General features: G+C 62.1%; 28 protein-coding genes and 1 tRNA gene. 9 read left to right on the top strand and 20 right to left on the bottom strand.

Features of this window, described 5'->3' with window-relative positions; all coding sequences use genetic code 11:
• Window positions 1–134: 134 nt before the first annotated feature.
• Entirely contained in the window at window positions 135–1,115 is a 981-nt protein-coding gene (locus ACQRAP_RS05435) for an undecaprenyl-diphosphate phosphatase (protein WP_427728530.1), read from the bottom strand.
• A 242-nt stretch (window positions 1,116–1,357) separates the two neighbouring features.
• Here ACQRAP_RS05435 and ACQRAP_RS05440 point away from each other — a divergent pair, with 242 nt between their 5' ends.
• On the top strand, window positions 1,358–1,795 hold the full coding sequence (locus tag ACQRAP_RS05440) for a universal stress protein (protein ID WP_154515052.1): 438 nt from the start codon (window positions 1,358–1,360) through the stop codon (window positions 1,793–1,795).
• Window positions 1,796–2,067: 272 nt separating this feature from the next.
• Here the strand turns inward: ACQRAP_RS05440 and ACQRAP_RS05445 are convergent, their stop codons facing one another.
• The 4 genes from ACQRAP_RS05445 to purH all read right to left on the bottom strand — a co-directional run bounded on the left by ACQRAP_RS05445 (window position 2,068) and on the right by purH (window position 6,563).
• Complete coding sequence (locus ACQRAP_RS05445; protein ID WP_427795095.1) at window positions 2,068–3,111, bottom strand: sensor histidine kinase; 1,044 nt, start codon at window positions 3,109–3,111, stop codon at window positions 2,068–2,070.
• Between the two features lie 9 nt (window positions 3,112–3,120).
• Window positions 3,121–3,792, bottom strand: a complete 672-nt coding sequence (locus ACQRAP_RS05450) for a response regulator transcription factor (protein WP_427728526.1) — start codon at window positions 3,790–3,792, stop codon at window positions 3,121–3,123.
• A gap of 177 nt (window positions 3,793–3,969) precedes the next feature.
• On the bottom strand, window positions 3,970–4,677 hold the full coding sequence (locus ACQRAP_RS05455; RefSeq protein WP_427748083.1) for a hypothetical protein: 708 nt from the start codon (window positions 4,675–4,677) through the stop codon (window positions 3,970–3,972).
• Between the two features lie 278 nt (window positions 4,678–4,955).
• A complete protein-coding gene (purH, locus tag ACQRAP_RS05460) occupies window positions 4,956–6,563 on the bottom strand; it encodes a bifunctional phosphoribosylaminoimidazolecarboxamide formyltransferase/IMP cyclohydrolase (protein ID WP_427728518.1) in 1,608 nt (535 codons plus the stop codon).
• A gap of 277 nt (window positions 6,564–6,840) precedes the next feature.
• On the opposite strand from purH, the gene ACQRAP_RS05465 reads away from it, so the two are divergent.
• Complete coding sequence (locus tag ACQRAP_RS05465; RefSeq protein WP_427728515.1) at window positions 6,841–7,482, top strand: GNAT family N-acetyltransferase; 642 nt, start codon at window positions 6,841–6,843, stop codon at window positions 7,480–7,482.
• 459 nt (window positions 7,483–7,941) lie between these two features.
• Here ACQRAP_RS05465 and ACQRAP_RS05470 read toward each other — a convergent pair whose 3' ends face one another.
• Window positions 7,942–9,882: a DUF2207 family protein gene (locus ACQRAP_RS05470; protein WP_427728513.1), complete on the bottom strand. Its 1,941-nt coding sequence runs from the start codon at window positions 9,880–9,882 to the stop codon at window positions 7,942–7,944.
• Between the two features lie 654 nt (window positions 9,883–10,536).
• Between ACQRAP_RS05470 and gluQRS the strand changes: the two genes are divergently transcribed.
• Entirely contained in the window at window positions 10,537–11,433 is an 897-nt protein-coding gene (gene gluQRS / locus ACQRAP_RS05475) for a tRNA glutamyl-Q(34) synthetase GluQRS (protein ID WP_427728551.1), read from the top strand.
• A gap of 15 nt (window positions 11,434–11,448) precedes the next feature.
• On the opposite strand, the gene ACQRAP_RS05480 is transcribed toward gluQRS, so the two are convergent.
• Window positions 11,449–12,174 carry a metallophosphoesterase gene (locus tag ACQRAP_RS05480; protein WP_427728511.1) on the bottom strand — a complete coding sequence of 242 codons (726 nt, stop codon included), beginning with the start codon at window positions 12,172–12,174 and terminating at the stop codon, window positions 11,449–11,451.
• Between the two features lie 85 nt (window positions 12,175–12,259).
• Window positions 12,260–12,499: a hypothetical protein gene (locus tag ACQRAP_RS05485; RefSeq protein ID WP_427795096.1), complete on the bottom strand. Its 240-nt coding sequence runs from the start codon at window positions 12,497–12,499 to the stop codon at window positions 12,260–12,262.
• 555 nt (window positions 12,500–13,054) lie between these two features.
• Here ACQRAP_RS05485 and ACQRAP_RS05490 point away from each other — a divergent pair.
• The 3 genes from ACQRAP_RS05490 to ACQRAP_RS05500 are packed head-to-tail and all read left to right on the top strand — an operon-like array spanning window position 13,055 to window position 15,677.
• Window positions 13,055–13,597 carry a hypothetical protein gene (locus tag ACQRAP_RS05490; RefSeq protein ID WP_055252376.1) on the top strand — a complete coding sequence of 181 codons (543 nt, stop codon included), beginning with the start codon at window positions 13,055–13,057 and terminating at the stop codon, window positions 13,595–13,597.
• Between the two features lie 18 nt (window positions 13,598–13,615).
• Entirely contained in the window at window positions 13,616–14,401 is a 786-nt protein-coding gene (locus ACQRAP_RS05495) for a response regulator transcription factor (RefSeq protein WP_427795097.1), read from the top strand.
• On the top strand, window positions 14,385–15,677 hold the full coding sequence (locus ACQRAP_RS05500) for a sensor histidine kinase (RefSeq protein ID WP_427795098.1): 1,293 nt from the start codon (window positions 14,385–14,387) through the stop codon (window positions 15,675–15,677). The genes ACQRAP_RS05495 and ACQRAP_RS05500 overlap by 17 nt, the downstream gene beginning before the upstream one ends.
• A gap of 293 nt (window positions 15,678–15,970) precedes the next feature.
• On the opposite strand, the gene ACQRAP_RS05505 is transcribed toward ACQRAP_RS05500, so the two are convergent.
• Window positions 15,971–16,345 carry a VOC family protein gene (locus ACQRAP_RS05505; RefSeq protein ID WP_427718886.1) on the bottom strand — a complete coding sequence of 125 codons (375 nt, stop codon included), beginning with the start codon at window positions 16,343–16,345 and terminating at the stop codon, window positions 15,971–15,973.
• 11 nt (window positions 16,346–16,356) lie between these two features.
• Window positions 16,357–16,644, bottom strand: coding sequence for a PTS sugar transporter subunit IIB (locus ACQRAP_RS05510; protein WP_055252380.1), 288 nt, complete (start codon window positions 16,642–16,644; stop codon window positions 16,357–16,359).
• Between the two features lie 163 nt (window positions 16,645–16,807).
• Here ACQRAP_RS05510 and ACQRAP_RS05515 point away from each other — a divergent pair, with 163 nt between their 5' ends.
• The gene (locus ACQRAP_RS05515; RefSeq protein WP_427718884.1) at window positions 16,808–17,431 is read left to right on the top strand and encodes a hypothetical protein; all 624 of its coding nucleotides are present in this window, start codon (window positions 16,808–16,810) and stop codon (window positions 17,429–17,431) included.
• A 31-nt stretch (window positions 17,432–17,462) separates the two neighbouring features.
• Window positions 17,463–17,547 (top strand) — tRNA-Leu (locus ACQRAP_RS05520).
• Between the two features lie 149 nt (window positions 17,548–17,696).
• Here ACQRAP_RS05520 and ACQRAP_RS05525 read toward each other — a convergent pair.
• The 5 genes from ACQRAP_RS05525 to larC all read right to left on the bottom strand — a co-directional run bounded on the left by ACQRAP_RS05525 (window position 17,697) and on the right by larC (window position 21,604).
• Complete coding sequence (locus tag ACQRAP_RS05525; RefSeq protein WP_427748074.1) at window positions 17,697–18,698, bottom strand: hypothetical protein; 1,002 nt, start codon at window positions 18,696–18,698, stop codon at window positions 17,697–17,699.
• Window positions 18,699–18,717: 19 nt separating this feature from the next.
• Complete coding sequence (locus tag ACQRAP_RS05530; RefSeq protein ID WP_427795099.1) at window positions 18,718–19,479, bottom strand: hypothetical protein; 762 nt, start codon at window positions 19,477–19,479, stop codon at window positions 18,718–18,720.
• 168 nt (window positions 19,480–19,647) lie between these two features.
• A complete protein-coding gene (gene mazG / locus ACQRAP_RS05535) occupies window positions 19,648–20,508 on the bottom strand; it encodes a nucleoside triphosphate pyrophosphohydrolase (RefSeq protein WP_427728493.1) in 861 nt (286 codons plus the stop codon).
• Window positions 20,509–20,510: 2 nt separating this feature from the next.
• Window positions 20,511–21,059 carry a phosphodiesterase gene (gene yfcE / locus ACQRAP_RS05540; protein ID WP_427728491.1) on the bottom strand — a complete coding sequence of 183 codons (549 nt, stop codon included), beginning with the start codon at window positions 21,057–21,059 and terminating at the stop codon, window positions 20,511–20,513.
• 68 nt (window positions 21,060–21,127) lie between these two features.
• Window positions 21,128–21,604, bottom strand: a complete 477-nt coding sequence (gene larC, locus ACQRAP_RS05545; RefSeq protein WP_427728489.1) for a nickel insertion protein — start codon at window positions 21,602–21,604, stop codon at window positions 21,128–21,130.
• 338 nt (window positions 21,605–21,942) lie between these two features.
• On the opposite strand from larC, the gene ACQRAP_RS05550 reads away from it, so the two are divergent.
• On the top strand, window positions 21,943–22,854 hold the full coding sequence (locus tag ACQRAP_RS05550) for a PHP domain-containing protein (protein ID WP_427795100.1): 912 nt from the start codon (window positions 21,943–21,945) through the stop codon (window positions 22,852–22,854).
• Between the two features lie 110 nt (window positions 22,855–22,964).
• On the opposite strand, the gene hisE is transcribed toward ACQRAP_RS05550, so the two are convergent.
• The 5 genes from hisE to ACQRAP_RS05575 form a co-directional block, all read right to left on the bottom strand.
• Entirely contained in the window at window positions 22,965–23,282 is a 318-nt protein-coding gene (hisE, locus tag ACQRAP_RS05555) for a phosphoribosyl-ATP diphosphatase (RefSeq protein WP_006235893.1), read from the bottom strand.
• A 46-nt stretch (window positions 23,283–23,328) separates the two neighbouring features.
• Window positions 23,329–23,658, bottom strand: a complete 330-nt coding sequence (gene hisI / locus ACQRAP_RS05560) for a phosphoribosyl-AMP cyclohydrolase (protein WP_427728483.1) — start codon at window positions 23,656–23,658, stop codon at window positions 23,329–23,331.
• Between the two features lie 142 nt (window positions 23,659–23,800).
• Complete coding sequence (gene hisF, locus ACQRAP_RS05565; protein ID WP_117769949.1) at window positions 23,801–24,583, bottom strand: imidazole glycerol phosphate synthase subunit HisF; 783 nt, start codon at window positions 24,581–24,583, stop codon at window positions 23,801–23,803.
• Between the two features lie 3 nt (window positions 24,584–24,586).
• The gene (locus tag ACQRAP_RS05570) at window positions 24,587–25,330 is read right to left on the bottom strand and encodes a HisA/HisF-related TIM barrel protein (RefSeq protein WP_427728480.1); all 744 of its coding nucleotides are present in this window, start codon (window positions 25,328–25,330) and stop codon (window positions 24,587–24,589) included.
• Window positions 25,327–26,028, bottom strand: a complete 702-nt coding sequence (locus ACQRAP_RS05575) for an imidazole glycerol phosphate synthase subunit HisH (RefSeq protein WP_427728478.1) — start codon at window positions 26,026–26,028, stop codon at window positions 25,327–25,329. The genes ACQRAP_RS05570 and ACQRAP_RS05575 overlap by 4 nt, the downstream gene beginning before the upstream one ends.
• Window positions 26,029–26,042 lie beyond the last annotated feature (14 nt).

Genomic DNA, 26,042 nt, shown 5'->3' on the forward strand with positions numbered 1-26,042 from the left:
ATCTGACGGACGGCGCGCCTGCGGGCGGCGCCATAGTTTGAGCCGTACCAGTATACCGAGCCGCGCGGACACCGATGCAAATCACACCACGACTCCGTGCGCCGCGCTCTGGCCGCCGCGCAGCGTCAACCAAGTTACAGGCCGAGCATAGGCTCCAGAACAAAGAAGTACGCGAGCACCACGATGCCCAGAATAATGCGGTAGACGCCAAAGCACTTAAAGTCGTGACGGCGAACGAAGCCCATGAGCCACTTGATGGCAATAAGCGAAACCACAAAGGCCACGACGCAGCCCACGCCCAGAATGGCAATCTCGTTGGTGCCAAACGTACCGCCCTTAACGAAGTACTTGACCAGCTTGAGCGCGCTCGCGCCAAACATAACGGGAATGGCCAGGAAAAACGTGAACTTGGACGCCACCGAGCGCGTGCAGCCCAGCAGCAGGCCGCCGATGATGGTAGAGCCGGAGCGTGATGTGCCCGGAATCAGCGAAAGCACCTGGAAGCAACCGATACCCAATGCGGTCTTCCAGCTCAGGTCCTCGAGCGTGGCGATGGATCCAAAATCCAAATCCTCGTCATCGTCATTGTCTTCGGCAATATCCGCCGCAGGCGCCGCGAAGTGTGCACCGGCGGGACGCCCGCCCGCCACCACAGCACGCGAACCAAACGAATCGGCAAGAGCGGCATTCTCGCGCTTACTCGCACGCCAGTTCTCAATCACGATAAACAACACGCCGTACACGATGAGCGCCAGCGCCACGACAGGAGCGTTATAGAAATGCTCCTCCATCCAGTCGTTGAGCGGCAGACCGATCGCCGCGGCGGGAATACAGCCAAGCACGATCTTGCCCCACAGCACCCAGGTGTCGCGACGACCCTCCTTGCCCTTGCTGGGCGAGAACGGATTTAAGTCGTAGAAGAACAGAACGCAGACGGCCAAAATGGCGCCAAGCTGAATCACGACCAGGAACATATTCCAGAATGTCTCGCTCACATTCATCTTGACGAACTCGTCCACCAAGATCATGTGGCCCGTCGACGAAACGGGCAGCCATTCGGTGATGCCCTCGACCAGGCCCATGAAGGCAGATTTTAGAAGCTCGATGATATCCAAAGGGACCCCCTCGTTTGTCACCCGCCGATAGTTGTTCTGCGGACGGTTGCGGGCGATGTCCCATTATCAACCGTTCGGCCGCGGCCGCGCCCACCCTTACCAAAAATCTCGCCCGTTCACAGAATTGCGAGCGGTCAAACCGAAATCCTTGGGTATAACTGCAACAAGCTAAAGTGTCCGGCGGCCAACACGTCGTCCGATGCACGAGCCCCGCGCCCGTGCGATAGACCAAGGAGGAAACCATGAACGAGGGCTATACCAAGGTATTTGTTTCACTCGACGGTACTGAGCAGCAGGATTTTGTGCTCACACGCGCTATCAAGGTCGCCGCAAACAATGGCGCCAAGCTGATCATCGGTCACGTCATCGATTCCACGGCGCTCGAGAGCGCCGGTTCCTATCCGGTCGATCTGGTCAACGGCCTGGAGGAGGCCTTTAAGAACTCCATCGCCAAGCAGCTCGAAGAGGCCAAGGCTAATCCCAACATTCCCGAGGTCGAAGTCATGATTCGCGCCGGCCGTATTCGCGAGACGCTCAAGGACGAGATGCTCGACGTGGTCAAGCCCGATCTGGTGCTCTGCGGCGCTCGTGGCCTTTCCTCGATCAAGTATGCGCTCCTGGGTTCGATTTCGACATTCCTGCTGCGCAACACCGACTGCGACATTCTGGTCGTGAAGTAGCGTTGCTCCCACCGGCCGCGGGGCCTGCGGGGTTTCCACGGACACGTCCTCGCCGCGTTGCGGCTGCGGGATGTGCCCTTAGGAAACCCCTCCCGGCCCCGCGGCCTTCGCAGCCTTACTTCAACGAGTTGGCTGATAAAAAATGGCGTGCCGCCCCAAACGGGGCGGCACGTTTTGTTCGGGGCGGCACGTTTTGTTTGGGTGATTTTTTAGAGCCTCATAGCTATGTTCACGTTCGGGAACATGGCCATCCGCACCACAAGACGGCCCGACTACTCGAAGTATTGAAACTTGTTGGTCGAGAAAGCGAATGTTACGACAAAACCTTCGCCCGGCTCCGATGCCGCGGTGACGTCGATGCCCATCTTGGAACACAGGCGCGCCACCAGGTAGAGGCCGATGCCCGTTGCGCGTTTGGTGGTGCGGCCGTTATCGCCGGTAAAGCCCTTCTCGAACACGCGCGGCAGGTCAGCCGCGCTCACGCCGCAGCCGTTGTCCGCGACGGTAAGCTCGATGCGCTCGTTTGCCAGGCCCTCGTCCAGCAACGCACCCGAAAACACAATCTTCGCGCCGTCCTCACGCGCATATTTAATGCTGTTCTGAATGAGCTGGCCCAGAATAAACTCGAGCCATTTCTCGTCGGTGAACACCTCAAAGTCGAGGTTCTCGCACACCGGAGCCACGTGCGCCGCAATGAGCTCGCGCGCGTTGGCTTTAATCGCGCCCGTCACCAAGCTCTTGAGACCCCAGCGGCGAATTAGGTAGTCGCGCTCTACGACTTCCGAGCGCGCATAGTACAGCGCCTGATCGATATAGCGCTCCACGCGAGCCAGCTCGCGACCCAGGTCATCCACGCGCGACAGGTCGTCTTCGCTGCCGTCCAGGTTTTCTAAAATCAGATGAGCCGCCGCCAGGGGCAGCTTGGCCTCGTGGACCCAGCTCTCGATATAGTCGCGGTAGTCATCGGTCTGGCGCCGGCCTTCCGCCACCTCGTCGCAAGCGGCTTTGCCCACCCGGCGCAAGACCTCATATTCGAGCTCGCCCTCGGCATAGGTCGGGCATTGCACCATCTCCTGCACCCAAGCGGGGCTCCCCAGCTCCTCTGCCGCGCGCTCCAGCTGGCACAGAAAACGACGACGGCGCACGTACTCGATCACGATGCCCAGCATGCCAAAGATAAAGGACACACCGACCGCCACGACCACGATGGATGCCGGGGCGCCGGCGACCGTCAGTACAAAACAGCTCAGCAGCACGCCGCAGGTCCACACGGCAATGGGAAGCAGTGCATCTTTAAAGAACTTGGCAAACGACATAACCGGCCCCTAGACCGAATAGCCTTGGCCGCGATGCGTCGTCAAATACCCCTTGATGCCGATTTTTTCGAGCGTGGTGCGCAGGCGGTTGATATTGACGGTGAGCGTATTGTCGTCCACGAAGGCGTCGGAGTCCCACAGGTCCTGCATGATAGCCGAGCGCGAGACAATCTTGCCCGCGCGGCCCAAGAGCAGCGAGAGGATACGCAGCTCGTTTTTGGTGAGCTCGGTACTGTCGCCGGTTGCCGTATTGGTGACCATGGAGCGGGCGAGGTCGAGCTCCAGCCCCTTGTGGACGAGCGTGCTGCGATCGCCCGCCGCCGCGGTGCGGCGCAGCAACGCATTGATGTGCGCCACGAGCACACGGGCGCTGTAAGGCTTGGGAACAAAGTCGTCCGCGCCAAGCGTCATGGCCATGACCTCGTCGATCTCGGTCGTGCGCGACGTGAGGACGATGATAGGAACCTCGGATTCGCGGCGAACCTCGTGGCAGATATGTTGGCCGTCCTTGACGGGAAGCGTGAGGTCGAGCAACACCAGGTCGGGCGCGGCGGCAAGGATATCGCGCGAGACATGCTCAAACGATTCGCAGGCCTCGATTTCAAACCCGGCGCGGGCAAGGATGTCGACAAGCTCACGACGAATGCGCTCGTCGTCCTCAACGACATAGATCAGCGCCATGGATTCCGCTCCCCTCTTGGTTGTCTTGCCCCATTATGACCGCGGAGCCGCAGGTGCGTGCCTCGCGAGGCACCAAGGTGACAGAACTGTTCGCGAACGAAAGCGTTTGGCTCGCCCCTCGCTCGCAACGGGAGCGAGGATCAAATGATTATTAAATCCCCGTCCCAGGAAAATCATTTAGCGGTGGGCACGGAGCTTTTCGTAGCCTTCGGCAAAGAAGGCAACCGTAGCGGCGTCGGACTCGGCGGCGTCCGTCTCGGCGGCAGGAACCACGCCGTGCTCGTCACTCACCAGGAACAGCGCGCCCTTGAGCTGCGCGGGAATGTCCACGCGCGTGACCGGGATGCCCTTGGTCTGGGCCAGCTGCTCGATAAGCGTCGCCGTGCCACACAGGCACTCGTCCGCCGGTGCCACAAAGACCAGCTCGCCGTTGTTGACGGCGGCGAGCAGCTCGGGCGCCACGCCGGTTTCGTCGGCCTCGGAGCGGGCCTCGGCGGAGCGGGCACGCAGCGCCTTGGCCGAAGTATCGGCCAGCGGCTCGTACTCCCCCACCGTCATGGCGGCATTGCCGTTAACGTCGATCACCAGCATGAGCACGCCGTCGCGCGCGGTGTAATCGCCCTCGGCAAGCGACCACTCAACGTGCTGCTTGGCCCAGCTGAGCATATTATGGGTGAGCGGCTCGCCCTGCACCAGGCGCTCGGACAGCGCACGAATGTGACGGTTGAGCATGGGCACCTTTTTGTTGGACATGCGCCAACGGCAGACAAGCGCGGGCTTGTCGAGCGTAAACTTCTCGACCGCCTCCTGATTGGCGCAAAAGTCCTCGTACGCACGCTGGTCCTCGGCATTGCCAAACAGCTCGGCATCATCCACAACGGCCATATCCAACCTTTCTCAAAAACATACACCGCACCGTTATACCCAAAAAAGCCGCCCGCACCAACCGGCACGGACGGCAATAGATAGCTTTAGCTCGGGGCGAGCAAATACCGCTGGTGGAGCATAAGCCAGCGAGCCGGACCCAAGTGCCTCAGGTCGCCGCAAAAGAGGAGCGACGCGTACTTCTGTACGCGAGCGACGGTTTGAGCGGCGAGATGAGGTGCTTGGGGCCGGCGCAGCGTCGAGCAGTTACGCGGTTTGGTAAAACCGCGTAACGATCATTAGTGGCGGAAGTGGCGGGCGCCCGTGAAGACCATTGCGATGCCATGCTCGTTGCAGGCCTGGATGCTCTCGTCGTCGCGCTTGGAGCCGCCGGGCTGGATGATGCAGGTCACGCCGTGCTCAGCAAGCACGTCGACGTTGTCGCGGAACGGGAAGAACGCGTCGCTTGCGCAGGCAAAGCCGCCCTTCTCCACGCCCTCGCGCTCGCAGAAGTCCTCGGCGCGCTCGCAGGCAAGCAGTGCGGAGTCAACGCGGTTGGGCTGGCCCGGGCCCATGCCAATGCCGGCCTTACCCTTGGAGACCAGGATGGCGTTGGACTTGACGCCCTTGCAGACCTTCCAGGCAAACTCAAGCTCGGCCATCTCGGCATCGGTGGGCTTGCGGTCGGTGGGGAACGTAAAGGTCGCGGGATCCTCGATCACGTGGTCGACCTCCTGCACCAGCATGCCGCCGTCGATGGAGCGCAGCTCCACCTTGGCGCCGTGGTCCACGCCGCCGGTAGCCAGCACGCGCAGGTTGGGGCGCTTGGCCATGCGCTCGAGCGCCTCGGCGGTGTAGCTCGGGGCGATGATGACCTCGACGAACTGCTTGTTCTGATCGGCAAAGTGCTCAACCAGCTCAAAGGGAACCTCGCGGTTGCAGGCGATGATGCCGCCGAAAGCGCTCTTGGGATCGCAGGCAAAGGCGCGGTCGTAGGCAGCCGTGATGTCCTCGGCAACGGCGGAGCCGCAGGGGTTCTGATGCTTGAGGATCACGCAGGCAGGCTCGTCGAACTCGCGAACCAGGTTCCAAGCGGCATCGGCGTCCAAATAGTTGTTGTAGCTGAGCGGCTTGCCCTGAATCTGCTCGGAGCCCACGAGCGGGAACTGCGAGCTCGCGGAGTTCTCGCAGCCATCGGCAAAGCGGTAGACCGTAGCCTTCTGCTGAGGATTCTCGCCATAGCGCAGGTCGTCGACCTTCTCCAGCGAGACCTCGAGTTTGGCAGAGGTGTCCGCCACGTCGCTTGCCTGGGCAGCAAGCCAACGGGAGATAGCCGTGTCGTAGGCGGCGGTGGTCTGGTAGACCTTCACCTGCAGGCGACGACGGGTGGAAAGCGTGGTGCAGCCACCGGTCTCGCGCATCTCGGCCAGGACGGCATCATAGTCGGCCGGGTCGGAGATGACGGCAACGCTCGCGGCGTTCTTGGCGGCAGAGCGAAGCATGGAGGGGCCACCGATATCGATGTGCTCGATGGCATCCGCGAAGGTGACCTCGGGGTTGGCGACGGTCTTCTCGAACTCGTACAGGTTGACGACGACCAGGTCGATCAGCTTAATGCCGTGCTGAGCTGCCTCCTGCATGTGCTGCTCGGAATCGCGGCGAGCCAGCAGCGCACCATGAACCTTGGGGTGCAGCGTCTTGACGCGGCCGTCCATCATCTCGGGATAGCCCGTGAACTCCTCGATGGGGGTTACGGGAACGCCCGCGTCCTCGATGGCACGAGCCGTGCCGCCCGTAGAGATGATCTCGACGCCAAAGTCGTCAACCAGCGTCCGTGCGAAATCGACGACGCCCGTCTTATCGGTAACCGAGATCAACGCGCGTGCGATCTTCACATCAGATCCCATGCAGTCCTCCTGTCTGGTACGCCGCCGTGCTCTGTGAGTCGGTGATACGTCGATCTGCAGCGCTCGCGCAGCGGCATTGAAAATACTGATTCAATGTAGCGCATCGAGCGCATCGATGCACCCCGTAACGGGCGCATGTGCAGAAAAAGCTTGCGAGCGGGGGTTGCAGGAGCGCCACTAGGCACGGTGAGTTGATGGAACACAGGGGCACCATAATTAGATGCCAATGGCATGGTAGAACTGTGCTCGATATGCATCCGCAATAGAAAGAGGCACTATGGTCTCGCGGGTTCTCTACCGACCGTTTGATACCGAAGACTTCGACGCCATCGCGCTGATCTTGCAGCAGCTTTGGCATAACAATTCGGATAACGAAGAGTACAACCGCCTTGAGGCCGCGTGCGACCTCGCCTATTGCCTTTCATCATCGACGTTTTCGCAGGTCGCCGTAATCGACGGCCAGGCGCGCGGCATTGCACTCGCACGTGCGGGGCAAAGCAGCGGCGCCACCGTTAAGGAGCATTGGATGGATACAGAACGCGCATTGCTGTCGCAGATGCGTGAGCTGGAGCCCGATGCCTGTGCCGAGTATCTCTCGTTTGTGCGCGCCACCATTCGGACCAACAACCGCCTGCTCGAGAGCAGCCCGCTGCCGCATGACAACGAGGTCACGTTGCTTGCCGTGGATCGCGATGTCCACGGCCTGGGCGTTGGCTCGGTTCTGCTCGATGCCGCGGTCTCGCACCTGTCCTCGCGCGGAGCGTCGAGAGCGCACCTGTATACCGACTCCAACTGCTCGTGGAAGTTCTACGAGCTGCACGGCTTTAAGCGCACGGCCACGCACCGCGCCAACCGCGAAGAGCGCCGCCACGACATGCCGCGCGAAAGCTTCCTCTACGAACTCGACCTGACAGCCTAAACCCGGTAGTCAAGGGAGTGTCCCCAAGTGCCGACATCCGGGGAAGTTCCTAAACTGCCGGCATAAAAAGAACGCCCCTAAGTGCCGTCCGTGGAGCAAGCAGCCCCACTCGAAAACTCACAGGGAAAGCGCATCCCAGAATTCGCCTAAATTGCGGGATGTGGTTTCCGGAAGAGAGCCTCTTGAGAAACTGCATCCCGGTTTGAGCGCATATTCTGGGATGCACTTTCCGAATGGCACGTCTGGCGGAAACTGTGACCCAGAATCGAGGCCCAGAGTGGGATGCGCTTTCCGAAATCATCCCATCGGGAAAGTCCATCCCGCTCTGCGCCTAAATAGCGGGATGCGGTTTCCGCGAAAGCTCGCCTTGGGAAAGCCTGCATCGCTTCTGAGCATAAAAATGGGATGGATCTTCCGGCAACAGCCGCCGGGGAAGACCCATCCCATGATTTGCGCTCGCTAGAACGTTCCGCCGCCGCCTCCGCCGACGCCGCCGCCCCCGCCGCCCGAGAAGCCACCACCGCCGCCGCTCGAGCTATCGGAACTCGAAGCCAGCTCACGGATGCTCTCGTGATACACGCCATCGAACGAATCGAGCGGAGACTGGTTTCCGTAGTGATGGTAGTACCACCAGTAGCAGGGGTAATTGTCGTAGAAGCCGTCGGCCTCGCGCACCTCGGGCGGCACGGCCTCGGCAAGCTGACGCAGAACTTCCTTGGAAACGCCCAGCGCCGCACCCATCACCAGAAGTTTATTCCACAGCACCAGATCGCCGGGGACGGCTTCCTTTAGACGCGTGAAGTCCTCGAGCCAATGCTTGAGCGCCTTGCAGCGAGCCGCCACCTCGGCGCCCTCCGGCGTAAGGCGGCGGAACGTAAGGCCCACGCCAATACCCACCAGCACAATCGGCACCGAGATAACCGCGGCGACAATGTTCGCCTGTGCGCCGTCGGTAAAGAAGATGGATCCCACGGGAACAAAGGCGATCAGAGTACCAAGAACCAGGCAAAACACCATTGCGACAATGCCGTCCGAGGCAACGTACTCGCTATCGGCCAGTTTGCCCTTAACGGTGCTCTGATAGTCCTTGAGCTTGTCGCCCACGGGCGTAGCGTGCTGCTTAACATAGTGTTGCAGCTCGTCAAACGTGCGCGAGCGATCGCCGTTCTCGTCGGGCTTAGCACCGGCAAAGAAGACCTTGAGCACCATGCGGTCAATGCCCTTGACCGACTTCCAGCCCGCATCGCTCACCGTCACACGATACGTCTGCTCCTCTTTTTCGCGACGGAGCAGGCCCTTCTTGCCCTTGGTCGCGATTGCCTCCTCTAACTTGATCACGCGATCGTCGGTGAGCTTCATGAGCGTGGCGATATATGCCTGATCGGGCACCTCGTTCCAGCTCATGAGGGCCGAAAGCACGGCGGGATGGTCGGCCGAGGGCACGTCGCGGAAGTATTCGTCCTGGAACAGCGGTTTGGGCTTGCGCTTGCGCAACTTGAGCACGGCGATTGTGCCGGTAAAGGCCACCGCCGCGACAACGCTAACCACGGCAAGTGCATTGGCGATCATGCGGGCGTGAGCGCGGCGGGCGTTGGCCTCCTCGGCCCACGCCTTCTCCTCGCTCAGAATTGTCGACATGCGTTCCTTGCCCGAGGCGGCGAGCTGCGGCACCCAATCGCTGGGGAAGGCGATGCGCGCCTCGGCGAATTCGCCCTGATGCACGCAGGGTATGGTATAGGTGACCATGGGCTCGTCCGCGTCGAGCGACACGTCGCCCGTGAGCGGACCGTGGCCCCATGCACGGAAGTTATCGCCCTTGACGGCCGCCGTTCCGGCAGCGGCATTTGCGAAGTAAACTTCCATCTCGACGTCATCGGAGTCCGCAGACCAGCCGTCGCCCACAAACTTCCAGTAGAGCTCGGCGGTATCGGACCATTTCATAACCGCACCGGTCATGGTGTAGCTCACGTAATAGATCGCGCTATCGCCGCTCTCGTGGGGGCTGAACACCTTGATCTTTACGCCGCCGTCGGACTGCTCAACCGTATAGACGCCGTTGTCGCCTTTGTTTGCATAGTCAACCCTGTTAAACGCGGCATCATCTTCCTCGACGCTCAGCACATCGACACCCGCCGTACCACCCTGCTGGTTGGTGCCCGTATTGATATCCCAATACACGCCGTTGATGTCGTCGTCGAAATCAAACTGGCGTCCCTCGACAACGGTCAGCGATCCATCGGCCTCAACCGTGGCACCGATATAGGTTTGGGTCATGGAATACCCGTCGGCACGTGCAACGGCGGGCAACAGCAGCAGCACGCACGCGACGAGTGCGCAAATGGAAGCAAATCGCGCAAGCAGGCAGCGCTGCCGACAAGCATTGGCAACGGGGGCGTTCATAGGCACATCCTTTGTCTGTAAAACCAACAGCGCCATTGTCCCACGTTTGCGGGTACACATGACGAACATCTAGGCGACCGGAGCGCCAAACGGGATGAAAGTCATGCCTGCCGCCAGCAGCTAATCATTGGGTATTCATTGGGGACGTTCTTAAATGACTAGTCATGAGGGACACCCTTGGCATGGCCCGCGCCAGCAATAGATACCACTTCACAGCTCCGTCACAGGTGTAGCAGCTTTGTGTGGGCGCGGCACGCGCTGATTGAGCCGCCAGCCGAGGGGCATAAAGCAGTTGAGCGAAACCGGTTTGCCCCTTTGCCGTTCGCTCGAGGATCATGTCCCCCTTTTCCGCGGAAACCCCGGCAGTTGCGAAGAGCTGCCGGGGTTTCTGTTGTTTGAGGGGTTAAAGGGGCTGAGCTTGGGGCGGTAATCGAGGTGTTGAGTCGGTGCCCGCCGCGCACAACACGCAGCCTCGGCAACTCGCGAGCATCGACGACGCCCCCCACCTCACCCCGCGCTATACTCGTCCGCATGGATATCAACGCATGCAACATAGCAACACACGCCGTGGCCACGTCGACGGCGTCCAACAGCAAGCTCGCCCCCGCCCTCACGCCCGTCGTGGGCCGCTTTGCCCCATCGCCCTCGGGCCGCATGCACCTGGGCAACGTGTTCAGTTGCCTGTGTGCGTGGCTTTCGGCCCGCAGCCAGGGCGGCAGCATCGTGTTGCGCATCGAGGACCTGGACGATCGCTGCAAGCGCCCGGAACTTGCCGCTCAATTGATTGACGACCTGGCCTGGCTAGGGCTTGAATGGGACGAAGGCCCCTACTACCAGCACGATCGTCTGGACCTGTACGAGAGCGCCTTGCGCCGGCTGAATGACGCCGACCTCACCTATCCCTGCTTTTGTACGCGTGCCGAGCTCCACGCCGCGAGCGCGCCGCATGCCAGCGACGGCACGCCCATCTACCGCGGCGCCTGTCGAAACCTTTCTGTCGAAGAGATCGCCCGCCGCAGCGTTCTGCGCGCCCCGGCCACGCGTCTGCGCGTGCCTACCGTCGATGACCTCGCCGGCGACGTGATCGAATTCGTGGACCGTACGTACGGCGCCCAATGCGAGGCACTCGCCACCGAGTGCGGCGACTTTTTGGTGCGCCGCAGCGACGGCGTTTTTGCCTACCAGCTAGCCGTGGTGGTCGACGACGCTGCCATGGGCGTCACCGAGGTCGTGCGCGGATGCGATCTGCTGGGCTCTACGCCCCGCCAAATCTATCTGCAGCATCTGCTGGGACTTCCCACGCCGCACTACGCGCACATTCCGCTGCTCGTGTCGCCAGACGGCCGCCGCCTTTCCAAGCGCGACCGCGATCTGGACCTGGGCGAGCTACGCGCACGCTTTGGCACGCCCGAGGCGCTGCTGGGATGGCTCGCCGGGCAAACGGGCATCGCGCCGGACACCACGTCGCGCTCTGCCGAGCAATTGGTCGAGCACTTTAGCTGGAATGTCATCCGCGCGCACCGCGAGAACATCACTGTAACGGCCGAGTAGCCAAATACCTCACCCCTACGCAACGTCCCAGGGCTGGAGTTCGTCGCCCAAGCGAACGATGCAGTCGTAGAGCACGGTATGGCGCTCGGCAGGGTTGGCATCCCGATGAAAATGCCCGTAGTACCAACGCTTGTAATCCAAGCGGTCTTCCAGCTCATCGAAAAATGCCGTAAGCCGATCAACGGCGGGGTAATTCCAGCCAGGCCCCGGATAGAGCGTGGGCGAAAGCATGCGCGTAGAGCAGGTGTGGGTGACCACGTAGTCAACCTTCCAGCCCACGCTGTCGAGCTTTGTCCGCGCCTCCTCAAAGTTGCGCTCGTCCGGCAGCTCCTGTGGCCACCAGCTGGAATAGGGAATGCGGTATTCCTTATCCACGCTCGTGGCGCCGCCCATGGTAAAGATCGTTGAGCCGTCGAGCTCAAAAACCTCGCCGCGCGTCAGGCGCCGTATGGGAGAGGTATCCGACAGGCGTTGCGTTAGCCCACCGTGCCACAGCTCCATGGGACGCTCCGCCCAGTGATCGAAACGCTCGTGATTGCCGTCGACGAACAGCACGGTATAGGGACGCGATTCCAGCCAAGCGATGTCGGCGCACTCCTCGGCAGAGAAATCCCACGGAAAGCCAAAGTCGCCCGCGACAATCAGATGGTCGTCGCTCGTCAGACTATCCCCAAGATCCCAGTCGCGCAGCTTTTGCATGTCGACGCCGCCGTGAATATCGCCCGTCACATAGACCGTCATCGGATCACCGCTTCCCCGTAAGTAGCTAGTCCACATTCTGCACGATCACTAAGCCAACCGTTCCAGCCCTTCCATCCCTTAGGGCTTACCCCTCGCTCTTCCATCCAAACGGATCAAGCACCCAAAAAATCAGATCGAGCACGCCGCCGGTCATCATAGCGCCGGCAAGGGCCATGCAAACGCGCAGAGAACCGGCACTTCGGAGCACGTCGAATGGTCCCAGAACAGCCAACAGCGCGACCGCTGCGCCGACCACGCACAGCGCGAGGCACGGCCCCGCGTCCTCGACGCACTTCTTTGCGAGATGCTTGGTGTTATCACTCATCAATATCGTACTCCTTAGAGGGCCGTTGTTTGGGTACATGCCGCCGCGGCAGAGCAGGGCGGCAGGGTAAGTGTCACATGCCGTGCGGACATCAATGGAGAAACCACCTGCTCGACCAACCCTTGACGCCGTTTTGCACCGGCACCCCATCCCCCGCTATCGAGGTCTAATACTTTTCCGCGAAGTGAACGGCTGTTTTTGGACCCCTGAAGCATCCACATTTTTCGTCGGCAAAATCGCAGGATTTCAGCATCGAAACCGCAGGAAACGACACCTCTAAAGTGTCGATGCTTCGGGGGTCCGTTTTAGCTCGTTCACTTCTCGGAAAAGTATTAGACCTCGCTGCTAGCTACCCAGAAGGGCACCTCTTCCTTCCCCACAGCACCCAAAAACTCATCCAACATTAATCTTGGCTCAAGAATCGCTTAATCTATAACCTGCACTATAAAGTTCGACCAAGGGCGGGGCGGCGCCGCGCAACGCAGACCGCTGAACGCAACGCTCGCGCCCGGGCAGATCGCCCGGCGTCGCGCCCATCGAACGAAAGGACAGGTCATGGACGACCTCGAAAAAGTTGAAACCATCCGCACCAAGTGCAACGTGAGCTACACCGATGCCAAGGCCGCGCTCGACGCCGCCGACGGCAACGTTTTGGACGCCATCATTTGGCTCGAATCGCAAGGCAAGACCCAGACCACATCGGCGCACGCCGCCACCGAATCCGAGCCGGTCGATGAACCCTCGGCCGAGATGGTCGCCGCGCAGGCAGCCTACGAGAAGTCGAGCGAAAAGACTGACTTTTCCAAGAAGATGGACAGCGTGTGGGAGTACCTCAAAAAGCTCTTCCGCCTGAGCCTGGACACCAAGTTTATCGCCACGCGCCGCGACGCCATCATCCTCAACATCCCCATCCTGATCCCCATCGTCGCCCTGTTTGCCTGGGGCGCCACGATATGGCTCATGCTGATTGGCCTGTTCTTTGGCATGCGCTACCGCATCGATAGCGACGGCGACGTGCCCGGCAGCATCAACAACCTTATGAATCACGCCGCCGACGCCGCGGACGACATCAAGCAAAACCTGAACGACGACAAGTAATCGCAGACGGGGACACGCATGGCACGGATCCTGATCGTAGAGGACGAGGAGAAAATCGCCCGCTTTGTGACGCTCGAGCTGGAGCACGAGGGCTACCAGGTGGAGCACGCCGCCGACGGCCGCACCGCCGTGGACTTGGCGCTGGAGCGCGACTACGATCTGATTCTACTCGATGTGCTGTTGCCACAGCTCAACGGCATGGAGGTCCTGCGACGTGTCCGCAAGCACAAGGATGTGCCGGTGATTATGGTCACCGCGCGCGATGCCGTGATGGACAAGGTGGCCGGCCTCGATGCCGGTGCCGACGATTACCTGACCAAGCCGTTTGCGATTGAGGAGCTGTTCGCACGGATTCGCGTGGCGCTGAAGCGCGCGGAGGCCGTGCGGACGGCTTCGGGCGTTGGCGGCGCCGGCGCTGGGGCGGGCATGGCGGGCGGCGCGGGCGGCGACGCCGCTGCGGTGCCCCCGGTCAGCGAGTCGACCAAGGCTTCCGTCGCGCCCTCCCCCGCCGCGCTCACCGTGGGTTCGGTCGTGCTCGACCCCGACCGCCGCGAAGTCACGGTCGGCGGCTCGCCCATCGCGCTCACGGCCCGCGAGTTCGACGTTCTCGCCCTGCTTATGACACATGCCGAAACCGTGCTCACACGCGAGCGCATCGCGCACGAGGCGCTGGGCTACGAATACGTGGGCGACACCAACAACGTCGACGTGCACATCGCGCACCTGCGTGCCAAGATCGAGGACGCCGGCGGCGCCCGCATCATCCAGACCGTGCGCGGGGTGGGCTATGTCTGCCGTGCGTAACGCCGAGGCCAAGCGTGTCACCTCCATCGCCCGCGCCATCAACTGGAGCTATATATGGCGCCGCCTGATGAGCTACGTCTGGCTCGATCTGCTGCTGATGGTGATTGCGGCGGCGATCCTCGTCTATGGATACAACCAGACGCTGCCCGAAGGCGCGTTTACCGCAGGATGGATCCCCAGCGCCGCCGTTCACGGCATGTCGCTGAAGCCCGCGCGCGACTGGGACCTGACAACGCTCACCTATACCGTCGAACTTGCTACCACCAAGACTTTCCCCCTCGCGCAGGACCTCGTCGCGCTATGGCCTCTCTACTTTGTCGTTGTGGGTTGGCAGGTCATCAGCGTGCTCAACATGCTCGGCGGCGCGAGGCACGTGCGTCGCACCATGGCGCCGCTCAACGACTTGGCCCTGCGCGTGGACGAACTCGGTCGCATGCAACTCTCCGGCGGCAAGATGGAAACACTGGAGCAGGCCATCGAGCGCGCGAGTGTCGACTCGCCGAGCGTCACCACCGGCGACGCCGACCTGGCAAGCATCGAGGTCGCGCTCAACCGGCTGCTGCGCCAGATGCAAGAGGCCAAGCTGCAGCAGATGCGCTTTGTCAACGATGCAAGCCACGAGCTGCGCACGCCCATCGCGGTGATTCAGGGCTACGTAAACATGCTCGACCGCTGGGGCAAAGACGACCCGGACGTGCTGGCGGAATCCATCGCGTCCCTCAAGGCCGAAAGCGAGCATATGCAGGAGCTCGTGGAGCAGCTGCTGTTTTTGGCACGCGGCGATGCCGGGCGCACGGTCCTGCGGCGTGCGCATACCAACCTGGCCGCACTGGTCGGCGAGGTGTGCGAGGAATCGCAGATGATCGACGCCGCGCACACGTATCGGCTGGCTTTTGACGCTGCATTTGCCAACGATCCGCGCTGCGACGCACCTGTCGACGTGGCGCTTGTGAAGCAGGCTCTGCGCGTGATCGTGCAGAACGCCGCCAAGTATTCGAACGCGGGAACGACCGTCACGTTTGCCATAACTCCCGATACGGGCACGGGCGCGATCGACATAAGTGTTGAGGACGAGGGTATCGGTATGAACCAGGAGTCCGCAGCTCACGCGTTTGAACGGTTCTACCGCGCCGACAACGCACGCGATGCCGGCGCGCAGGGCTCGGGCCTGGGGCTTGCCATTGCTAAGTGGATTGTCGATAGCCATGGCGGCGCCATTGGCGTGACCTCGGTCGAGGGCGTCGGTAGCCGCTTTACGATTCGCCTGCCACGGTAGGAAGCCCCCTCGTGAATCGAGGTCTAATACTTTTCCCGAGAAGTGAACGAGCGTATTTGGACCCCTGAAGCATCCACATTTTTCGACGGGAAAGTCGCAGGATTCCAGCATCAAAACCGCAGGAAACGGTACCCTCAAAGTGTCGATGCTTCGGGAGTCCAATTCTGCTCGTTCACTTCTCGGGAAAAGTATTAGACCCCGATTTCATGTCCCCTCAAAAGGTCGCCCCCTCGGCAAAAAAGGGATAGGGCCATGCGGCCCTATCCCTTTTTTTCGTTATAGCAGCTTGCGCGCTACTCGCGACACAGGTGCACGGCGAAGCCGGCGAACTCGCGCTTAAAGTACACAAGCTTGGTGCCGCCGTCGGGCAGCAGCACGCGCGACTCCTCGTTGACCTCGAGCCCGTGCTCGGCAAACCACTTCTCGGCAGCATCGATGTCGTTGACGGCAAAGCCTATGTGGCCCTTGGCGCCACGACCGTTCTGCTTCATGATCTCGACCAGCGAGTCGTTAAAGTACGAAATCGGGGTCTCGCTGACGGGCAGGCCCATCATCGTCGAGAACAGCTCCGCGATCTCCAGGGCGTCTGCCGGGTCGGTGGCGTTAATGCCCACATGGGCAACGCGCATGCCAAAGAGCTCGACCGGGTTGGCGTTCTGCTCGTTCATACAGACAGCGTCTACTGAGCCATGACGTCGAGAACGGCCTTCTCGGCAGCGACGCGGTTCATGCCGGTCATAAAGGGCACGCCGCTCACGTACGGGCAGGTGAGGCCCTCGGGGGCAACGGTGGTGGCGATCAGCAGGTCGGCGCCCTCGTCGCAAGCGTCTTTGGCCTCGGAAATGGCGCACTGCACGATCTCATACTTGCCGGCGTAACCGTTGGCGTCGAGCATGGTGGCGACCTTCTGGGCAACGAGCGTGGAAGTAGCAGCGCCAGCACCGCAAGCCAAAACGATCTTCTTCATAGGTAATGTCTCCCTTCATGGTTTACTTTAGGTAAGTGTACCGCAGCGAGCGATGGCGCTCGGCCTCGATGCACTTTTGTGCCAGTTTGCTTGCACGCTGCGTATAATACATCTAGTACGTTTTGTCATACCGCTTGTTTTACGAGCGACCGAGGAGCTCAATATGCCCGATTCCCGCACACTCTGGACCGTCGTCGTTGTCATCTGTATCGCCGTGTCGCTGCTCTTTAGCATCAAAAAACGCACCACGTTTAAACGCCTGCAGCGGCTCATGGCCGCCAAACAGTGGGACGAGTTCGATCGTTTGCTCGACGGCAAACTCACCAGCATGCTGTACCCGCGCTACAACCGCGACTACCTGCGCCTGAACTCCTATCTGCTGCGCGAGGACCACGAGCGCGCCGACGAGATGTTTGACCTGCTGCTGGGGCTCAACCTGCCCAAGATGCAGCGCGTCGATCTGGTGATCAAGGCCTTTAACTACTACGTTGGCCAGGAGGACCGCAAAAAGTCCAAGGAGCTGCTGCACGAGATCAAGGGCTTTGAGGGTGGCCAGGCCGAGGCAGTCGCGCACGAATGCCAGCTAATGTACGACACGATGATCCTCAAGCGCCACAACGACATTCCCGAGCTGGAGCGCATGCTCGAGGATGTCGGCAACGACCCGGTCAAGCGCTGCCGACTGGAGTACCTGCTGGCCCTGCAGTACCAAAACAAGGGCGACGAGGCAAAGTTCCAAGAGTTCCTCGAGAAGTCGGGCCAACACTCGATGGCCGTCAACGCGTAACGGACGGCTTGTGCTAGACTTCTAGTCTTACGGGGGCGTGGCGGAATTGGCATACGCAGGAGACTTAAAATCTCTCGCCGCAAGGATTGTGGGTTCGAGTCCCACCGCCCCTACCACGTATTGTTTACGAGCCCGTGTCCCTTTGGAATGCGGGCTCGCTTCTTTTGGATACCGTCAAGCCTCTAAGTTGCGGTGGAATAGTTCCTGTTTTGGCAGTTTATCAGCCCATTTAGGAACTATTTCACCGCAACTTATGAGGGGATGGTTAAAGGACGCTGAGGCTGGGGGTCCAGGCGATGGTGGGGGTCGCGCCGTCGAGAACCTCGTTGATGGTGGCGGCCATTCCGGCGAGCAGGCTGTTCTCGCTTACAGTGAGCGCGTCGTAGCCGCCGGCTCGCATGAGCTCGCGAATCACCACAGCACCAGCCAGGATCACGCCCGCGCGCTTGGGTTGCACGCCTGGCAACGCGGCGATGCCCGCGACATCCAGAGAGGACATGCGCTCGATAGCGGCCGAAACCTGGTCCAGCGAAAGCTCGCGCAGGTGCACAAAACTCGAATCATACGGCTCCAGCTCGTGAACGAGCGCAACGAGCGTGGTGACGGTGCCACCCACCGCGACCAGGCGCTCGGCTCGCTCAAAGTCGACAGGCAAGCTCTTAAAGTAGCCTGCAAACTGCTCGTTTGCCCACGCGCCAGCGGCGGCAAGCTCGCTGCCCGTTGGCGGCAGCGCCGAGAAAAACCGCTCCGTCACGCGGCGACAGCCGATGTCCAGCGAGCGCGTTCCCTCCAGCGCAAAGATCCCACGCTCCGGCGCATAGACGCCCGTCGCGAGCTCCGTGGATCCGCCACCCGAATCGGTAACAATGATGCGCTCGCCGGCAAAGTCGTGCGCCACGCCAAAAAACGTCAGGCGCGCCTCGACCTCGCCCGGAATCACCTGCGGCTCGAGCCCCAGCTCGCGCAGGCCGTCCAGCAGCAGCGCGGCATTGGACGCATCGCGCGCGGCGCTCGTGCACGTGGTGCAGATGCACGCGGCCCCAAAGGCACGGGCCTCGTCCACAAACATTCGGCACGCAGCGAGCACGCGCCCAACGGCCGCCTCGCAAAAGCGCCCCGTTGCGTCCACGCCCTCGCCCAAGTCGGTAATCTCGGTATGCTTGGACGATTCCACGATCGCCCCGTCCTCGACCTGGGCCAGCACCAGTCGCGACGACACCGTTCCCAGGTCAATCGCCGCCACCTTATATCGTTTGCAATTCGTCATTGCGGCCCCCCTCCGGGCGCTACTCGCCATTGGACACGACTGCCTGGCCCTCGACGCCGTTAAATCCAAACAGCATGTCGAGCGTCTGGATGTACCACGGCGCGTCCTTGCCGACCTCTTCGATTTCCTTGGCAACTTCGCTGGCCTTCTTGGCGTTCGACGACTTCTGGCTCGACGAGGTATCGGAATCGTCGTCCAGGCCCTGCACTTCAATCCTCTTCTCGCCGGGCATAACCAGACCCAGGTCCTCGGTCGCCGCGTCCTTAATGCCCTCCTCCGAGAGCAGCTTGTCGACGCTTTTTTGCAGGTCGTCATTATATTGCTCGCGAATCTCGACCTGCTTGGCCAAGATGTCGCTCGAGCGTTTTGCCACATACAGGTCGCGCACCGGGAAGTACAGGCTCACGAGCGCCAGGGCGACGACAATGCCAACAAACAGCCCTCGCTGGGGACCGTGGGTAAAATCATAGATTGCCTTGACCACCGCGTTATCGTTGGCGTAGTGCATAAAGTCCGAGCCCGAAAGACGGCTTGAGGGACGGCGCGGCTTGTCGGACGCCTGGGTCGAAGGGCGCGACGTATGCTTGGAACGCGATGGGCACACCGGACTGTCCGAGGAACTATTTGGCTGAGCATTGGGATGCGAAGTCGCCGGCGAGCTATACCTGGAGCGATCAGCGCCAGCATAACCAGACCCGCCAAGCTGCACCGAATGCGCACGGCGAGGTGACGGTTCGCGCGAACCGGCGGAATAGTGCCTGTTGTCGTAAATCTGATCCATGTGCGCCTTGTGCGGTTGAGGTTTGTTTGCGCTAAGTCCTTTAGTTATAGCACGCGGGCGGACCAGCCGGACGAGCCGTAGGACAAATCCATTACTCGAGCGCGCGTGGTCGCCAACGGGCAAGTCGGCGGGGCGCCGCCCTTACGCCCCGCCGACCAACACCGTGTCCTACTCCTCTGCCTTTGCGGCATCCCACAGGTCGTTGAGCCCGTGGGTCGAAAGCTCGGCAAGATCAACATGGGCATCGGCCGCCATCTGCTCCATTGCGGCCCAACGGCGGCGGAACTTTGCCGTACTGGCACGAAGGGCGCTCTCGGCGTCGATGCCCTCCTTGCGCGCAACGTTGACCAGGGCAAAGAGCAGGTCGCCAAACTCCATCTCGCGCTCGGGCGAGCCGGGTTCCTCGGCCTCAAACTCGGCACGTTCCTCGGCGACCTCGTCCCACACGTCCTGGACCGTATCCCACTCAAAGCCCACGGCAGCCGCCTTGCGCGACACCTTCTGAGCCTGCATCAGCGCCGGCAGATGCGTGGGCACGCCGTCGAGCAGGCCCTCGGGCGCAGCATCGCCCGCCGCCACGGCCTGGTCCTTGGCGGCCTTCTCGGCAAGTTTGACCTCGTCCCAAATCTTGAGCACCTCGTCGGAGCTGCCGGCATCCACATCGCCAAATACGTGCGGATGGCGGCGAATGAGCTTGGCGTCGATATCGCGCGCCACGTCGGCCAGCGTAAACTCGCCGGCGTCCGCCGCGATCTGCGCATGCAGCACGACCTGCATGAGCACATCGCCCAGCTCCTCGCGAAGATGGGCCGCGTCATCCGCCTCGATGCAGTCGAGCGCCTCGTAGGCCTCCTCGATCATGTTCTTGCCAATGCTCTGGTGCGTCTGCTCGCGGTCCCACGGGCAGCCGTCGGGCTGACGCAGGCGCCAGATAGTCTGTACCAGATGTTGTAACTCGGCCGATGCATCGACCAGCGTGGACAGGTCGCGCGAACCTTCGGCATTTTGCTGAGCCATGTGCTCGGCCATGGTTAGTCCTCCTCCATGATCACATGGCGGAACGCGCCGCCCTCGTAGATACCATAGCTGTGCGTGCCGTCCTTGGGGATGCTCACGCTGCCGGGATTGAAGAGCCACAGACCCGGGTGCGCGGTGCTTTCCTCGTTGACCTTGACGTGCGTGTGGCCGTAGACGAGCGCGGAGCCCTCGGGCAGCGCGGGCGCGTGGTCGACGCTGTTGTGCATGCCGGCGCCAAAGACGTGGCCGTGCGTCAGGAACAGCTCGCGGCCGACCTCGTCGAACAGTGCGGAGTAGTCGGCCATGACGGGAAAGTCGAGAACCATCTGGTCGACCTCGGCGTCGCAGTTGCCGCGCACCGCGATAATGCGGTCGGCCAGGGCGTTGAGCAGCGGAATCACGCGCTTGGGAGCGTAGTCGCGCGGCAGGTCGTTGCGCGGACCATGATAAAGCAGGTCGCCCAGCAGGACGATGCGGTCGGGCTGCTCGGCTTCGATGGCGGCGCAGAGGCGCTCGGTCCAATATGCCGAGCCGTGGATGTCAGAAGCGATGAGGTATTTCATGGAGGTCCTTTCGGGGTGGGGTTGACGTGGCCGGGCGCGGAATGTCGCCACCAGCCGCGTTATTCAAATCACAGTGCCGCGCTCTGGGCCGCCTGCATCACGCGTTGGAGCGGCACATTGTGCTCACGGGCAAGGCGGGCGCAGTCTTCGTACTCGGGCGCCGCACGCTCACTGCCGTCGGGCAAGGTGGCCACCTTGACGGACACCTCGCCCCACGGCGTCGTTACGCGCTCAAAGTAGCGCGGCAGGCAAACGCGCTCCATAACCTGGCGGCGAATGCCATTGGTCGTGGTTTCCAAAAAGATGATCGTCTGCAGGCGCTCGATATCCTCGTGGGTGCAGATTACCTGCAACTGCCAGCCAGGACGGCCTTTCTTGCAATAGAGGGGCAGCCAGTGCACCTCGCGCGCGCCGGCCTCGCGCAGGCGGTCGGCGGCGTAGGCGAGCACCTCGGGCGACGCGTCGTCGATGTCGCACTCCAGCTTGACGATGGTTTCGGGCGCATCGGTCTCGCGGGACAGCGGAGATGTAGTTCCACGTTGCATACGGTCCGGCTCCTTTCCGCACGGGCTCGTTTTATTCACCCAAACGCTAGCACATCGCGAGCGGCGCAAGTGTGGCGGCGCGCGATGAGCGCGATTTTCCTTGTCTGCAAGAACCGACACTCCACCGCCTCGGCCAAACATGTACATCAGCCTCCAAACATGTCATTTTTTGTCGGTTTTGGAGGCTGAGGTACATGATTCGAAGCAAGGCCGATGTCGCGAGCCCGCCCTTATGCGCCGCCCGTCCTTTCCAGTCGATTTCGGCCCCCGGCGCGTACATCGCACTGGGGGCCGCGCCGTTACAATGGAGCAGATTCGCTTGACGTAAAGGAGCCGCCATGCCTGCTTGCCCGCTGGTCGATTGCCATACTCACACCTCGTTCTCGGACGGACACGCCTCGTTTGAAGACAACGTCCGCGCCGCTGCTGCGGCCGGTTGCCGCACCATGGTCTCGACCGATCACCTTACCCTGCCTGCCAGCATGGATGCCACCTGCGAGGTGCAGGTTGTCGAGGGCGACCTGCCGGCGCATCGTCTGGCTTTTGAGGATGCCCGCAAGCTTGCCGCGCAGATTGCGCCGGAGCTCGAGCTTGTCTATGGCTTTGAGTGCGATTGGTACGAAGGCTGCGAGCCTTTGGTTGAGCGCTGGTCCCGGGGCGCCGTCGTACGCCTGGGCAGCGTGCATTGGATTGGTAACCCGGGCAATATCATGGCAGGCGCTGCGGGCACGACGGGGACAGAGGGCGTCGCGCGCCCCGATACGCCCGACTCACGCTGCGGCTGGATCGACGACGACACCAACCTGCACGTTTGGGAAAACTTAGGTGTGCGCGGCGTGTGGGAGCGCTACGTCGATGAATGGTGCCGCGCCTGCGAAAGCTCGCTCAACTTTGATGTGATGGCTCACCCCGACCTGGTCATGCGCTTTTCGAAGGAAGGCTTTGCGCCCGATTTTGACCCCGCACCGTTTTGGCAGCAGATGGCCGAGTGTGCGCACGATACGGGCCGCCGCGTTGAGGTCTCGACCGCCGCACCGCGCAAGGGGCTCGACGACTACTATCCCGCGACCGGCCTTTTGCGCTGCTTTGCCCATGCTGAGGCGCCCATTACCTTTGGCTCGGATGCGCACCGCGCCTGTGATATTTGCTGGAATATCCGCGAGGCCCAAGCCCATGCCTACGACTGCGGCTACCGAACCTTCGACATGCCCCACCCCGCCGGCGAATGGGAGTCCACACCCCTCGCCTAGCCATCCCTTCATAAGTTGCGGTGAAATAGCTCCTATTTATAGCCCTAAGACCGTCAAACAAGAACTATTCCACCGCAACTTCTATGGTCATCGGGGACGTTCTTTAACGACTAGTGGCGGCGGGCGTTGAGTTCGCCGGCCAGCTCGTCGAGGGTAATGCCGTAGCGCTCAAGCGTCACGAGCAGGTGGTAGACCAGGTCACCAGCCTCGTAGCGAATGTGATCATGGTCGTTATCCTTGCAGGCCATGATCACCTCGCTCGCCTCCTCGGCAAGCTTCTTGAGCAGCTCATCCTCCACATCGGTCAGCAGTCGAGCGGTATAGCTTTCCTGCGGCGACGCATCGCGACGACCGTGAATCACCTCGGCCAGCCCCGTTAGCGTCTCGCCGATATTTCCATCCTGAACGTTTGCGGTACGCACACCCATGGTTCAATCCTTTCTGGTCGGCCAAGCGCCTGGTCGAGCGCCCGCCCTACGCGAGTTTCTTAAAGAAGCAGGTACGGTTGCCGGTATGGCAGGCCGGACCCGGCGAGTCGACCTTGACCAGCAGCGTATCGCTATCGCAGTCGGCCCAGAGTTCGCGAACCTCCTGCATGTTGCCGCTCGTCGCGCCCTTGTTCCAGAGCTCCTGGCGACTGCGGCTCCAAAACCACGTGGTGCCGGTCTCGAGCGTCAGCCCCACCGACTCCTCGTTCATCCAGGCAACCATGAGCACCTCGCCGGTGTCATACTGCTGAACCACACAAGGAATCAGCCCGCGGGCGTCGTACGCAAGCTTTGAAGGATCGGTTATCTCTTCCATTTCTCTCCCCAAATTCAAACTTCGCAGGTCGGCGAGGGTTGTCCAGGTGCCCGAGATTCCGAGCGACAAGCCCGACGACGCGTACTTAAGTACGCGAGGAGGGTTGGAGCCGGAAGGTCGGGTGCCTGGGCAAGCCGCAGCGCTAGAAGTCCAACCTGACAGGGATGCCTTGAGAGGCCATATACTCCTTCACCTGGCGAATGCTGAAGGTTCCAAAGTGAAAGACGCTCGCCGCCAGCACGGCGTCGGCCTCGCCCTCGATCACGCCCTCGGCAAAATGCTCGAGCGTGCCCACGCCGCCGCTCGCGATGACGGGGATTGGCACCGCGCGGGCCACGGCGCGGGTGAGCGCCAAATCAAAGCCGGCCTTGGTGCCGTCGCGGTCCATGCTGGTGAGCAAGATCTCGCCGGCGCCGCGACGAGCCGCCTCCTCGGCCCACGCCACCGCGTCGATGCCCGTGGCGTTGCGACCGCCCGCCGTGAAGACTTCCCACTTGTCGGCACCGGATGCGCCGGGCAGGCCCACACGCTTGGCATCAATCGCCACGACCACGGCCTGGCTGCCAAACGCCGCGGCAGCCTGGCTAATCAGCGACGGATCGCGCACGGCCGCCGAGTTGAGCGACACCTTGTCGGCACCGGCGGCAACCATGGTGCGCATGCCCGCCAGGTCGCGAAAGCCGCCGCCCACGGTATAGGGAATGGCGAGCTCCTCGGCCGCGTGCGCTGCCATCTCGATGGTCGTCGCGCGGTTGTCGCTCGTCGCGGTAATGTCCAGGAAGACGACCTCGTCTGCACCCTCGCGGTCGTAGGCACGGGCCAGTTCCACCGGATCGCCCGCATCGCGCAAGCTCACAAAGTTAACTCCCTTGACCACGCGGCCGTCCTTGACGTCCAGACAGGGAATTACGCGCTTGGTAAGCATGGGCTACTCCTCCCCTCGGGCGGCGGCCAACGCCTGGGCCAGCGTAAAGTTGCCCTCGTAGAGCGCACGGCCGGTAATGGCGCCTTCAATCGCGCCCTCACCCACCGCGGCCAGTGCGCGGATGTCGTCGAGCGTCGAGATGCCGCCCGAAGCCACGACGGGAAAGCCCGCGACCTCGGCCACATGGCGATACGCCGCCACATCGATACCCGTCTGCATGCCATCGCGCGCGATGTCGGTATACACCAGATGCTTAAAGCCCAGCTCGGAAAGCTGCGCCACGGCATCGTCGAGCGCCACACCTGCGCCGTCGCGCCAGCCGTTCACCTTGACCTGACCGTCGCGCGCGGCGATGTCTGCCACCAGCAACTCGCCAAAGCCTTGGGCTGCCACTTCGGCAAAACCCGGCTCGGTCACCAGCACGGTGCCCAGCGCGATACGGCATGCGCCGTAGCCTGCCAACTCGTCGATGCGCGCAAGCGAGCGGACGCCGCCGCCCACGTCCACGGACAGACCGTCGACGCCGCAGATGGCCTTAATCGCCGCCGAGTTGGCAGCGCGTGCGCCCTCGTCCTCGCCAAAGGCAGCGGACAGGTCGACGACGTGCACCCAGCTCGCGCCCTGTTCGGCAAACGAGCGGGCAACGGCCACGGGATCGTCGGAATATACCTTGCAGCGGCTGCGGTCACCGCGCTCCAGGCGCACGACCTTGCCGCCGATCAGATCGATTGCGGGAAACAGGATCATCGGCCAACCTCCTCGACGATGCTCACAAAGTTCTTAAGGATGCGCTGACCCAGCGCGGAGGATTTCTCGGGATGGAACTGGCAGCCCCACACGTTGCCATGGCGCACGATGCACGGGAAGCTCCGCGTATAGTGTGTGCACGCCAGCACATCGGCGGCATCGGCGTCGTCAGCCACCGCGTAGCTGTGGGTGAAGTACATGTTGGCACCCTCGGCAAAACCGGCAAGCAGCGGATCGGCCGCACCGGCGGGCGTCATGTGCACCTGGTCCCAGCCCACGTGCGGCACCTTCAGGCGGCTCGACTCCAAGCGCGTGCACGAACCGCGCATAATGCCCAGGCCATCGACCCAGGGACCGCCAGCCTGCTCGGGGGCGCTGCCGTCGGCGACCGCGCCCTCGTCCGCAGGCACGCCCTCGTTGCCGCGCTCAAAAAATAGCTGAAGGCCCAGGCAGATGCCGAGCAGCGGAGTTCCGGCGGCAACGGCGTCGAGCACCGCGTCCGCCTCGCCGCTCTGGCGCATAAAGGCGATCGCGTCATAGAACGCACCCACGCCCGGGATGACCAGGCCGTCGGCGCGGCGGATCTGCTCCGGATCGTCCGACGTGCAGGCGGCGGCACCGGCGCGCACAAGCCCGCGCACGACGCTCGACAAGTTGCCCTTGTGGTAGTCGACCACCACGATCTTCGGTTCGCCCACGCGACCCTCCTTTT

The organism is Collinsella sp. SGI.180 (assembly GCF_050313455.1).
Classification (GTDB): Bacteria; Actinomycetota; Coriobacteriia; order Coriobacteriales; family Coriobacteriaceae; genus Collinsella.